Source organism: Verrucosispora sp. CNZ293, from assembly GCF_002754655.1.
Window position 1 is genome coordinate 4,995,205 of the sequence record NZ_PEFR01000001.1, and the last position, 12,490, is coordinate 5,007,694.

At 67.8% G+C, this 12,490-nt stretch carries 8 protein-coding genes and 1 pseudogene; 2 read left to right on the forward strand and 7 right to left on the reverse strand.

The genetic code is table 11. The features are described 5' to 3' along the window. Window positions 1-250: 250 nt before the first annotated feature. The 7 genes and pseudogenes from CLT74_RS22855 to CLT74_RS22885 all read right to left on the reverse strand — a co-directional run bounded on the left by CLT74_RS22855 (window position 251) and on the right by CLT74_RS22885 (window position 10,339). On the reverse strand, window positions 251-1,150 hold the full coding sequence (locus tag CLT74_RS22855) for a terpene synthase family protein (RefSeq protein WP_099848703.1): 900 nt from the start codon (window positions 1,148-1,150) through the stop codon (window positions 251-253). Next, window positions 1,119-2,502: pseudogene (locus tag CLT74_RS22860) on the reverse strand (cytochrome P450). Before CLT74_RS22860 ends, CLT74_RS22855 begins: the two are co-directional and overlap by 32 nt. Before the next feature lie 290 nt (window positions 2,503-2,792). After that, window positions 2,793-4,187, reverse strand: coding sequence for an extracellular catalytic domain type 1 short-chain-length polyhydroxyalkanoate depolymerase (locus CLT74_RS22865; protein WP_099848709.1), 1,395 nt, complete (start codon window positions 4,185-4,187; stop codon window positions 2,793-2,795). A 236-nt stretch (window positions 4,188-4,423) separates the two neighbouring features. Further along, entirely contained in the window at window positions 4,424-5,707 is a 1,284-nt protein-coding gene (locus CLT74_RS22870) for a poly(ethylene terephthalate) hydrolase family protein (RefSeq protein ID WP_486582535.1), read from the reverse strand. 228 nt (window positions 5,708-5,935) lie between these two features. Next, complete coding sequence (locus CLT74_RS22875; protein WP_486582536.1) at window positions 5,936-8,398, reverse strand: non-reducing end alpha-L-arabinofuranosidase family hydrolase; 2,463 nt, start codon at window positions 8,396-8,398, stop codon at window positions 5,936-5,938. A gap of 520 nt (window positions 8,399-8,918) precedes the next feature. After that, window positions 8,919-9,140, reverse strand: a complete 222-nt coding sequence (locus CLT74_RS22880; protein ID WP_099848713.1) for a ferredoxin — start codon at window positions 9,138-9,140, stop codon at window positions 8,919-8,921. After that, window positions 9,137-10,339, reverse strand: coding sequence for a cytochrome P450 (locus CLT74_RS22885; RefSeq protein ID WP_099848715.1), 1,203 nt, complete (start codon window positions 10,337-10,339; stop codon window positions 9,137-9,139). Before CLT74_RS22885 ends, CLT74_RS22880 begins: the two co-directional genes overlap by 4 nt. Window positions 10,340-10,553: 214 nt before the next feature. Here CLT74_RS22885 and CLT74_RS22890 point away from each other — a divergent pair, with 214 nt between their 5' ends. Beyond that, window positions 10,554-11,105: a hypothetical protein gene (locus CLT74_RS22890; protein WP_099848717.1), complete on the forward strand. Its 552-nt coding sequence runs from the start codon at window positions 10,554-10,556 to the stop codon at window positions 11,103-11,105. Window positions 11,106-11,643: 538 nt separating this feature from the next. Next, entirely contained in the window at window positions 11,644-12,420 is a 777-nt protein-coding gene (locus CLT74_RS22895) for a transposase family protein (protein WP_099845186.1), read from the forward strand. Window positions 12,421-12,490 lie beyond the last annotated feature (70 nt).

The following is a 12,490-nucleotide window of genomic DNA, read 5'->3' on the forward strand; positions in this document are numbered from 1 at the left end:
GAGGCATGCCGACCAAGCCGCCGGTGTAGGCAGACCGACGCACGCTAGCAGTTATCTGACTATTGACTCAAGACCGTGACTAAGGGTTACGTCCACAAGGGATCGCGTGTTACGAGTCCAGTGCTGTGAGCCCGCACCGCCAGCCAGGTAAACGCATTCGGATCGGGAGGTCAGCGGCCTGCTGACGCGTTGTCGGGGTGCCGGGAACCGTGGCCGAACGGCTGCGGTCGTCGCTGTGCGTCGACAGTTGTCACCGGGGTCCCCAGAAGTCAGTGCCGTGATAGAAGCCTGCCGTGAAACCGAGCACACGCCGCAGGTACATCACCTGTTGCGGGCTGACCTCAGCCAGCGGGTCGAGCAGCTTCTGGCACCTGTCGGCAAGGTCGACTGCCTGCTGACGTACCTCGCTCTCGTCGACGCCCAACATCAGGATGTTCAGATCGCCGGCCTTGACGTCGCGGCTGTAGCTGGCCAGGTCGTTGACCAGCCGCAGCACCTTCTCCACCTCGTAGCTGGCCGTGGCCAGTGTGGCCAGGTGCTCCTCGGTCTCCACCGCGCCGGTGGCGATCCAATGGGAGATGTTGACCCAGGTGGCGCCGTAACCGGCGGCGTTGGCCAGATAGTCACTGACGGACGGCAGGTCGGCGTGGCTCGTGCTCCGGGCTGCTCTCCACTGCCACTCCTGTAGCTCGGCGTCGAGCATGCGACGCAACTCGTCGCGCCACAGGTGGCCCAGCCGTGGGTAGAGGGGCGTAGCTGCCAGGTCGTCGCGGATGTCCGCCAGGAACTGCCCAAGCTGGTCGTCGTCGGCTGGTGTGGCGCCCGCCGCCACCGCGAGGCAGGTGGTGACAGTGGCTGCCGCTTCCTCCAGAGAGTCGATCTCCGAGTCGATTCGCCAATCCTCAGCAGTCACCCACAGCGAGGTGCGGTTCGCGGTGCGAAGTTCGGCGGCGCTGCACCAGGGGGCGATGAACGCTGTCGACAGGGCCAGGGCGCTCAGCATCGTCGCATCGACGGGCGGGTCGGGAAACAGCGCGGGATAGGCGGCCACCCGGTCCTGCAGGTCGCGCTGCCCTCTCGCCGCCACAGCACAGATCCGTCCCTGTTCCGCAGTCTGCTCAAGCGTGGCGGCCAGGGTGTCTGGGTGCATCAGTGGCTCCTACCGGCAACGGAGTGGTCGCGACGGGACGGGGTCAGCTCGACTCGACGCCGTGGGCGCAGTGACGCGGCGACCCGCGGCGCGGGCACAGTGGGGTCGGTGAGTGTGAAGCGGAACCTACTGATCAAGGTCGCCACAATCAACAGCGCCTCCACGTTGAACAGATGTTCGCCGAGACATCTGTGCATGCCGAGCCCGAACGGGTAGTACGCCTGACGGTGGCCGGACTCCGCCGCAGCGCGGCCCGGGGCGAAGCGCTCCGGGTCGAAGGACTCGGCGGTCGGACCCCAGAACGCCTTCATCCGCTGAGTGGCGTACGGGGAGAGGATGACCGTCGCGCCCCGGTCTATCCGTACTCCTCCGAGCACGTCGGGGGCCAGTGCGCGCCGAGGGACGATCCAGCCCGCAGGATACAGACGTAGGAGTTCGTTGAGCACCATCTGGGTGTAGGTGAGCTGACGCAGGTGCTCCGCTCGCACCGGCCCGGCCCCGACAACCTCATCGATCTCTGCGTAGAGCCGATCTGCGACGTCGGTGTGGTTGGCGAGGACCGGCCAGAGCCACGTCAACACGACATAGCTCGTCTCCGTGGTGACGGCCACCATCGACACCAGGTCGTCGCGCATCTGCCGTTCGGTGAGCGGCTGGCCGTCGCGTTGCGCGCGCGCCAGAGTCGACAACACGTCGTCCCCGTCACCGGGCTGACGCACCGCGGCGCGGAGGACCGGCAGCAGGATGCCGTCGATCGTCTGCACGGAGCGGTGGAAGCGGCGGTCGCCGGGCATCGGAATCCACCACGGCGCGAAGGGGGCCAGCAGACGTGGTGCCATGGAGGTGACGATGTCCTCCTGCGCCGCCATGATGCGCAGCGCGTCGTCGACCGAGACCCGGGAGTCGAAGAACACCCGCATGATGGCGGCGCAGACGAGGCGGGACAGTTCCGTGCCGATGTCGACGACGCTGCCCGCTGCCGCGGCCGTGTCCAGCCGATCGGTCGCCTCGTCGATGGCCGTCGCCATGGTGTCGACGAGCGCGTCGATGCGGCCCCGCCGGAACAGCGGGGCCAGGGTCTTGCGGGAGGCCAGCCAGGTGTCGCCTTCGGCGAGGATCCCGTCGCCGACGAGTTTGCGGACCGAGCGCCAGAGCGCTGTGTCATCGCCCCGGGGGTAGTTGGCAGCCCGGTCCTGCAACACCTGCCGTACGTGATCGGGATGGGTCACCAGGTACGGGCTGGAAACCCCGAGCCCGAGCCGTACGACCTCGCCACCGGCTGCCTCACCAGCGTCCACCAGGGACTGGTGCGCGTCGCGGAAGAAGCTCGGCAACGCCTTCCAGGCGGGCACACTCACGGGTTTGCCGGGTGCCGCTGCCTTCGGTGCCCCCATCGTGGACCCCTCCCTGTGACTTGCCTCCGAAGTTGTCGAGCGCGCAACTTCCAGGACTTAATCCAGCCTCAGTGTGCAAGTTGTGAAGGCGATCTCGCAATGGGTGACGGCTTTGTCACTCGGCCTTGCGCCGGGGCCGTCCGGTCTGCAGATCCGGTGCCCCGGCCGTCCGCTGTCCGTCGACGCCGGGCAGGACGGTGCGGGCGGGCTCGGTGGTGTCGAGCCCGCCCGTTTTCCGGTCTAGTGCGTTATGCGAGGGGTGTGAGTCGGAATTGCTGGTTGGTCTGTCCGTGGCAGTCGTAGAGCTGGATCTGGGCGCCGTTGCTGGTGCTCCACACGTCGAGGCACCGTCCGGACTGGACGCCGCTGATGGTGCCGTTGGAGTTGATGTTCCATTGCTGGTTGGTCTGTCCGTGGCAGCTGTAGATCTGGACGGCGGCGCCGTTGCCGGAGCCGGCGGCGTCGAGGCACATGTTGCCGTACACCTGTAGTTGTCTGTTCGCGGTGTAGGTCCAGGCCTGGTTGGTTTGCCTGTTGCAGTCGTAGAGCTGGACCCGGGTGCCGTTGTTGCGGGAGGCGTTGGGTACGTCGATGCACCGGTTGGACTGGGTGCCTCTGATTTCGCTTGCGGATCCGGGTGGCGTGGTCGGCGGCGGCGTGGTCGGCGGTGGCGTGGTGGGCGTGGGGGTGGGCGTGCCGGTCGGCGGGGTGGTGGTGGGCGGGGTCGACCCATCCAAGCCGAAGAACTGGATGGCGACCCGCGCCATACCGCTCGACGGCAGGCTGTGGCCGGCGCCCTGGATGGCGTAAGCCTCGACCTGGGTGCCGAAGCGGCGGCGGTTCCAGTTGGGCTGCGGGGTGTCGGTGGACGTCGGGGTCTGGCTCAGCCCGTGCACGTTCGTCCACTGCTCGACCGACTCCTGCAGCAGGGAGTAGGGCACGAGGGTGTCGTTGGTGCCGTGCCACAGCTGGATCGGCGGGCGAGGGCCGGTGTAGCCGGGGTACGCGGCCCGGACCAGGTCGCCCCACTGCTGCGGGGTCCGGTTCATCGAGCCGTTCGTGCACGAACCGCCGGGTGGGTAGGCGGCCGCGTTGGCGAAGCAGTTGAACGGCACGCCCATGAAGGACGCACCCGCCTTGAACAGATCGGGGTAGACCGCGAGCATGTGCTGGGTCATCATGCCGCCGGACGAACTGCCGGTGGCGTAGACCCGGTTGATGTCACCGCCGTGCTGCGTACGGGCGTAGTTCACCATCGACTCGATGGAGACTGGGTCGCTGCCACCACCACGGCGCTTGGAGGCGTCCGACCAGGTGTCGAAGCACCTGCCGAATCCGGCCTCCTGCATCGCGCTCGGGTAGATCACGATGAACCCGTACTGGTTCGACAGCGAGGCGAACTCGCTGCCCGAGTAGAAGCCCGGACCTGATCCGCCGCAGCCGTGCATGGCGACCACGATCGCCGGATTGGCCGGCCGGTTGTCCGGTACGTAGATGTGCATCCGCATGCCGCCCGGGTTGTTGCCGAAGTTGGTCACCTCGACCAACGACGCGGCGGACGCAGGCGGAGATAGGGCGACAAAACCCACTGTGAGGAGCAGAAAGCTGGCCACGCCAGCCAGTGCTGCCCTGGTTCGTCTCATGGCGCCTCCATCGATGGTGGTTGATGGAAACGCTATACATTTTGCTGACGACCGTCAATCAGGTGCCTAATGTTCAGCGCAATGGAGGGCCTGCCCAACGAGCGCCGCACGCACCTGCCGGTAGCCGGTTCGCCGCCCACCGGGGACGTCCGGCCGCCCGTTGTCCGTCGACGCCGGGCAGGACGGTGCGGGCGGGCTCGGTGGTGTCGAGCCCGCCCGTTTTCCGGTCTAGTGCGTTATGCGAGGGGTGTGAGTCGGAATTGCTGGTTGGTCTGTCCGTGGCAGTCGTAGAGCTGGATCTGGGCGCCGTTGCTGGTGCTCCACACGTCGAGGCACCGTCCGGACTGGACGCCGCTGATGGTGCCGTTGGAGTTGATGTTCCATTGCTGGTTGGTCTGGTTGTGGCAGCTGTAGATCTGGACGGCGGCGCCGTTGCCGGAGCCGGCGGCGTCGAGGCACATGTTGCCGTACACCTGTAGTTGTCTGTTCGCGGTGTAGGTCCAGGCCTGGTTGGTTTGCCTGTTGCAGTCGTAGAGCTGGACCCGGGTGCCGTTGTTGCGGGAGGCGTTGGGTACGTCGATGCACCGGTTGGACTGGGTGCCTCTGATTTCGCTTGCGGATCCGGGTGGCGTGGTCGGCGGCGGCGTGGTCGGCGCCGGCGTGGTGGGCGTCGGTGTCGGCGTGCCGGTCGGCGGAGTGGTCGGGTCCGTCGGCAGCAACGGGCACGTGCTGCGGTAGGTGACCACGCCGCTGTTGTCCAGCAGCGGGCAGAGGAACTGGCTGTACCGGGTGTCGTTGTCGATGAACATCTTCAGGAACGGCAGCATGGTCCGGACCAGCACCGGGTTGGACCGCCCGACCATGAAGCCGTGGTCCCCGCCGGCTACCTCGAGGTAGACGCTCTCTGTCGTGGCCGGGATGCTGTTGTACAGGCCGAGGGCGTAGGACGGGGTCACCACCGTGTCCGCCTGCCCAGAGATGATCATCGTGGGTACCCGGTCGTTGGCCAGGTTCGACGACGGCGAGTACGGCGTGATGCCGACAACTGCCTTCAACGACGCGCGTCGCATGGCGGCGCTCAGCGCACCACCGCCGCCCATGGAGTGACCGGAGACGGCCAAGCGGCTGGAGTCGACCCGGTCGCGTACCGGGCTCTGCTGGGTCAGGTAGTCCAGCGCGGCGAGCAACTGGGTGCCTCGGGCCGTGTCGAAGTCGTTACGGCTGTTCGTCTCGATACCGATCACGACGAAGCCGTGCGATGCCAGCCACGGGCCCATCCAGGCCAGTTCCGCGGAGAACAACGCGGTGTAACCCGGCGAGATGGCGATGGCCCCGAAGGTGCCCTGGCTGGTGTCGGTCGGGTAGTAGATCCTGCCGCCGTTGAAGCCGTACCCGGTCGGGACGCTCACCGAGGTGTTGGCGAAGGGGCCGTTCACGGCCGTGACGCTGGTCCGGGTGGGGTCCGGACCGCGCTGGTACGGGTTGTCGGCGGCCGACGCCGACCCGGCCGTCACCGTCATGGTGAACATCCCGACGGCGGCTGCGATCCCGGCCGTGGCGAGTTTGAACAGCCTTCCCCGAACGCGGGGGAGACTCGGCCAGCGGGGGTTACCCCGGACGGCGGGGGGTGGTGTACGGGTGGTCGCACTGTCGGTACCTCCTGGTGGTGGGGTGGGTGAGGGGTGGGCGGGCTCGGTTGGTGCCGAGCCCGCCCGCTCCGGCTGTGCCCGCGCCGGACCTGAACGCCGTCAGCGTTGCAGGGTGAGTACTCCCGGGCGGTAGGGCAGCAGGCCGTAGTCGCCACCGGAGTTGGGGGAGCGTCCCTGGTAGAGCAGTTGCAGGTTGCAGGGGTCCACGGTCATCGTCTGGTCGGCGTTGGACCGGATCAACTCGCCGTGGCTGATGTCGTTGGTCCAGGTCGCGCCGCTGTTGGCCTTACCCGCGAACGGGTTGCTCTCGCTGGCCGCCTGCGGGGTCCACGACCCGCCCAGGCTGGTCGCGGTGAACGACCGGAAGTAACGACCCTGCGAACCGATCGCCTCGACCAGCATCAGGTACCGCTGCTGACCCTGAAGCTTGTACACCTGCACACCCTCGAACAGGTTGTTCGTGGTGTCAGTCATGATCGTCGTGTAGTTCGACCCGAAGCTGCCCGGGAAGTTCCCGATCGGCATGCTCGCCCGGTAGATCCGACCGTTGTCACCAGCGAAGAACAGGTACATGTTCTGGTCATCACCGATCAACGCCTGATCGATGGGGCCGGTGTTGGAGTTGGAGATGCTTCCGGTGAACAGCGTCTGGTGCGCGGACCAACTGTTCACATTCGTCGGGTCCGTCGAGGTCCGGTACGAGAACGCCGGGCCGCCCCACTGGTAGGCGAGCACCCACAGGTTGCGGGGGGCGAAGTAGAACAGTGACGGCGCGACAGCGGCGAACGGCATCTGGTTCTGGCTTGCCGAACCCATCTGGTTCCAGTTGGAGAACAGACCGAAGTTCATCGAACCCCAGGTCGTGCCGGTGTCGTGCGTGGTGGCGTAAACCAGGTGCTGACCGTTGTACGGCGCGTGCGTGAAGTCCTTCAACGACACCCAACCGGACCTCGGCTGCGCCAACGCTCCGGTGGACGACCACCGGTACGACGACGGCAGGTTGCACGTACCACCGGTGGGCGTGGGCGTCGGAGTGGCCGTCGGCGTCGGAGTCGGAGTCGGGTTGGACCCGCCGAGGGAGACGAGCCGGAACTGCTGGTTGGTCTGTCCGTGGCAGTCGTAGAGCTGGACCTGAGCGCCGTTGCTGGTGCTCCACACGTCCAGGCACCGTCCGGACTGGACGCCACTGATGGTGCCGTTGGAGTTGACGTTCCACTGCTGGTTGGTCTGGCTGTGGCAGCTGTAGATCTGGACGGCGGCGCCGTTGCCGGAACCGGCGGCGTCCAGACACATGTTGCCGTACACCTGTAGCTGCTTGTTCGCGGTGTAGGTCCAGGCCTGGTTTGTCTGCTTGTTGCAGTCGTAGAGCTGGACCCGGACGCCGTTGTCACGGGAGGCGTTCGGTACGTCGATGCAGCGGTTGGACTGGGTACCGACGATCTCACTCGCCGAGCCGGGCGGAGCGGTGGGGGTGGGCCCCGGCGTGGTGGGGGTGGGCCCCGGCGTGGTCGGCGTCGGCGTCGGCCCCGGGCCGGCGCTGTTCAGCGCGTCGAGGGTGGCCGTGTACGCCTGCTTCTTGTTGCCGTTGTTGTCGAACAGCAGCGGGGTGCCGTACGAGCGCCACGAGTCGCTGTCCCGGATGCCCCACACGGTGATGCCGTTGCAGCGGGGCACGGCGAGGCAGTCGTTGACCACGTTGCGGTAGGTGTTGGCCTGCGTGGTGCCGGAGCCCTCGATGTCCAGCTCGGTGATCTGCACGTCCACCCCGAGAGCGGCGAAGCTGGACAGCGTGGTGCGGTAGTTGCTGTTGTACGCCGACTGGGCGTTGAAGTGCGACTGGAAGCCGACGCAGTCGATCGGCACGCCGCGCTGCTTGAAGTCCTGCACCATCCGGTAGACGGCCTGGGTCTTGGCCCAGGTCCAGTTGTCGGTGTTGTAGTCGTTGTAGCAGAGCTTGGCGCCCGGGTCGGCGGCGCGGGCGGCCCGGAACGCGGCCTCGATCCAGTCGTTACCGGTGCGCTGCAGGTTCGAGTCCCGCCGCGCGCCGCTGTTGCCGTCGTCGAAGGCCTCGTTCACCACGTCCCACGAGTCGATCTTGCCGCGGTAGTAGGTGGCGACCTGGGTGACGTGGTTGAGCATCGCGTTGCGCAACGCGGTGCCCGACATGTTCCGCATCCACTCCGGCTGCTGCGAGTGCCAGGCCAGGGTGTGACCCCGGACCTTCCAGCCCCGGGACAGCGCGTGGTTGACGATCCGGTCCGCGTTCGTGTAGGTGAACCGCCCCTGCTGCGGCTCGAGCGCGTCGATCTTCATCTCGTTCTCGGCCGTGACCGAGTTGAACTCGCGGTTCAGGATGCCGACGTAGGTGGAATCGGAGAGCTTGTTGGCCGCCACCGCAGCACCGAAGTACCGGCCGGACTGGTTCGCGGCGGCAGCGAGGGTGGTTTCGGCCGCCTGCGCGAGACTGGGCAGCAGCGACACGACGAGGACCGCAACTATCGCTGCGGTTCCGGAGGCAGAGAGTGTTCGAAGTCGACGCCTGGGACGGGTTCGGGAGATCATGCTGATCCTTCACTTGGGCGGTGTGAGTATCTCGGTCGCTGATTCAGGTGGGAGGCCGCGCTCGGATGGTGGCGACCCTCGATGTCGAGTCGCCGACCCGGCCAGCGCCCATGGCGGGCGTCCGCCCGGAGGTGAGTTGGCTCTGGTCACCTGATCAGCAGGTAAGGGATTGGCCCGGTCGCCCTCGGGGTGGTGGTGGCGGTGTTGGGCTCAAGGTGCTGGATGTGTCACCTGTCAGGTGGTACGGCCTGATGGTCGCGTGAGGCGCCTCCCAGGACTCGGTCGTCATGTTAGCGATCACATCGATCGATGACTTTAGGCTGGCAGAAGTATCGAGGGTTTTCAACCGGTAGTTTCAGGCAACGTCCGGTACTTTTTCGGGCGGCGTTCGGCCCAGAGGTCGGGCGTGCCTGGCCAGGTGGCAGATCAGCCCGGACCCGGGCCAGCTCCTCACCCGGCGAGATCTGTGGACTGTCGAGGCTGCTGGCGGCCGACCGGTAACGAGTTCGACGCTGTCGCGTCAGGCCGGGGCGATCAGGGTGTCGTCGTCGCCGCGTACGGTGATCGCTTCGACCGGGCACGACTCCGCGGCGTCGATCACCGCGTCGGTCGGCTCGACGACCGCCCCGATCGGAATGGCCAGGCCCGACTCCATCCGGAAGTGGCCCGGTGCCATGCCGACGCATCCCCCGGAGCCGATGCAGCGCCGGGCGTCGACCTCGACGCGCCAGCCGGTGCTCACCAGGCCACCGGCATCCGGGCCAGACCTCGGACGATCATCCCGCTCTTCCAGGTGAGCTCCGGCTCGGGTACGGCGATCCGCAGCTCGGGCAACCGGGTGATCAGGGTGCCGATCCCGACCTGCAGCTCCATCCGGGCGAGCTGGGCACCCAGGCAGTGGTGCACACCGTGACCGAAGCCGATGTGCGGATTGGTCTCGCGGCCGAGATCGAGTCGATCGGGGTCGGCGAAGACGCTCTCGTCCCGGTTCGCCGAGGAGAGCGAGCCGATCACTGGTTCACCGGCCCGCACCAGCACCCCACCGACCTCGATGTCCTCGGTGGCGTACCTGGCGAACGCGGACGCGACCCCGAGCGGGACGTACCGCATCAGTTCCTCGATCGCGGTCGGCACCCGGGCCGGCTCGGCCCGTAGCCAGGCCAACTGGTCCGGGTGGGTGAGCAGGACGTACGCGAAGTTGGGCAACTGGGTGACTGTGGTTTCGTGGCCGGCGGCGAGCAGCCCGGCGGCGAGCTGCACGACCTCCTGCTCGGTGAACCGGTCCCGGTGCTCGTCGCGCGCCTGCACCATCGCGCAGATCAGGTCGTCGGTGGGCTCCCGGCGCCGCTGCTGGACGAGTTCGCCGATGTACCCGTACAGATTGTCGAGGTACTTCTGGATCTGCTCGGGTGACAGCGAAGTGGTCGAGACGATCGCCTCCGACCAGACGTGGAACAGGTGTCGGTCGGCGAAGGGCACCCCGAGCAGCTCGCATATCACCTGGATCGGCAGCGGGGTGGCGAAGTGCTCGACCAGGTCGGCCGGAGGCCCGGCCGCCACCATGGCGTCGATCAGCTCGTCGGCGATCTGCCGGGTGCGCGGCCGGAGCTGCTCGACCCGGCGGGCGGTGAACGCCTTGGCGACCAGCCGCCGCAGCCGGGTGTGCTCCGGCGGGTCCATGGACAGGATGCCGCCCTCGATCTGCCTCGGGGTGAGCCGCGGCTCGTCCCGGCCGACGCTGGCGGCCCGACTGAACCTCGCGTCACCCAGGACGGTCCGGACGTCGGCGTACCGGGTGGCCAGCCACGCCTCCTCGCCGAACGGCAGCCGTACCCGGGTGAGCGGCTCGACACGCCGCAGCTCGGCGTAGAGGGGGTCGAGGTTGAGCCGATCAGGCGGGCTGAACGGGTACGACCGCGCGACCCCGGCGACGTCTGGCATTGGTCGACCCCCAGAGCAGACCGAATCACCCGCGAAACAGGCGGATGAGCAACCCATTGTGACGTATCGATGGCCGATCGTAGTGGAGAACATTGATCTGTACCAGTGCCCTGCCGTGGCGGGGCGGCAGTTCCGTTCGGACGTGCTGGTAGCCGGCCGCCGAGCCCGCCCGGTGCCGGTGAGTAGCGGGCGTGACCGCGGGTAACCCCTGGACATGGCGCGGTACACGAAGCCCGAGCTGCGGGAACAGCTCAAGGAAGAGATCAAGTCATCCGACCGGGGTGGTCGACCGGGTCAGTGGTCGGCCCGGAAGTCGCAGCTGCTCACCAAGGAGTACCAGAAGCGCGGCGGCGGCTACCAGGGCCCGAAGGACGACCGCCAGAAGTCCCTGCAGCAGTGGGGCGACCAGAAGTGGCGGACCAGGCAGGGCACCACCCGGGCGCGACACGACGGCGAAACCGACCGATACCTGCCGGACCAGGCATGGAAGCAGCTTTCCGCGGAGCAGCGGCAAGCTACCGACGCCAAGAAGCGGAGGGCGTCGAAATCCGGCAGACAGTACGTCGCCAACACCGGCCCGGCCAAGCGCGCACGCCGGAACGCCGCAGCGGCCGTGTCGCTCACGGATCTGCCGGTCGCCGAGGCGGCCCGCCACGTCCGCGACCTCGACACCGGTCAGCTCAGGGCGGCGCTACGCGAGGAGCGGGCCGGGAAGGGCCGCAAGACGCTCATCCAACGCCTCCAGTCGGCACTCGATCGCCGCTGACCGGGGCACCGCAGAGCGGTCCCTGTGCCGGGCGGCCGGATATCGTTTTGGCTCCGGTGCGAGCGGGACGGACCGCAGGGCGGGTACTGTCGGTGTCAGCGGGCAGTCGTCCGCGATTGGGAAACCGCAGCCGGGCTGGTAACGGACGTCGGAATTCACGACGGTGCCCAGCGGTTCATTCCCGCGCCGCACAGGCGCTTCTCCTCAGAAGGATTCGCATGGCATCGAACGGCAATGACGGTTCGGCGTTGTTTCTCGCCGCACCCACCCCCGACGAGCCCAGGGGTTCGGGCACGAGTGTCGACGGAAGCGAGGAAGCGATGCGGGCGCTTCGCCACCCGTTCGCGGTAGGCCCCGCTTCGGCGCGCCGGTCCACGTCGACCGCGGGTGAGCGCCTGGAGCAGCGTCACTGAGCCATTTTCATCGTGATCAGAGGGGCCTGAGCAGGTACGCAGCGGCGTGTCGTTGCTCCAGATAGGACGAAGCTCCCGGTAGGACAGCAGTCGACCAAGAACGACCGCCCAGTACGGGAGCTTCGTTGCTGACCTATCCTGCCAGCATCCCGCTGTCCACGCGCAGCCTGACCCGCCTGACCGAGCTGATCCGCGACCGGCGCCGCGTGCTTGGCGGTCGTTGGCGGAGGCTGCCCGCGCAGCAGCAGGCGTTGATGGCCCTGGCCCACCTGCGCAACGGTGACACCCTCACCCGCCTCGCGGCCGGCTTCGCCGTGTCGGTGACCACCGTGTGGCGCTACCTGCGCGAGGCCGTCGACCTGCTCGCCGGCTGCGCCGACGACCTCACCGCGGTCATGCGCCGGGCTGCCCGGTTGGCGTACGCGATCCTCGACGGCACGCTGATCCCGATCGACCGAGTCGCCGACCAGCGGCCCTACTACTCGGGCAAGCACAAGCGCCACGGCGTGAACGTGCAGGTCCTCGCCGATGCGGCCGGGCGGCTGGTCTGGGCCTCGGCCGCGCTGCCCGGCTCGGTGCACGACCTGACCGCCGGCCGCACCCACGGCCTGATCGACGCGCTGACCAGCGCGAACGTGCTGACCTTCGCGGACAAGGGCTATCAAGGCGCCCGCGGCACCATCTGGACCCCGTTCAAACGCCGCCGCACCCGCCTGTCCCGCCGGCAGAAGTCCGTGAACCGGCACCACGCCAAGATCCGAGCCCTCGGCGAACGCGCCGTGGCCACCCTCAAGACCTGGAAAATCCTGACGAAGCTCCGCTGCTGCCCCCGCCGAGCCACCCCGATCGTCCAGGCCATCCTCGTGCTCCAAGCCGCCGAAGACGCCCGCTACTCACGATGAAAATGGCTCACTGATCATTGCCCGGGTTGAGCCGCGTTACGCCGCGAGAGCGTAGCGGTCACCACCGCGG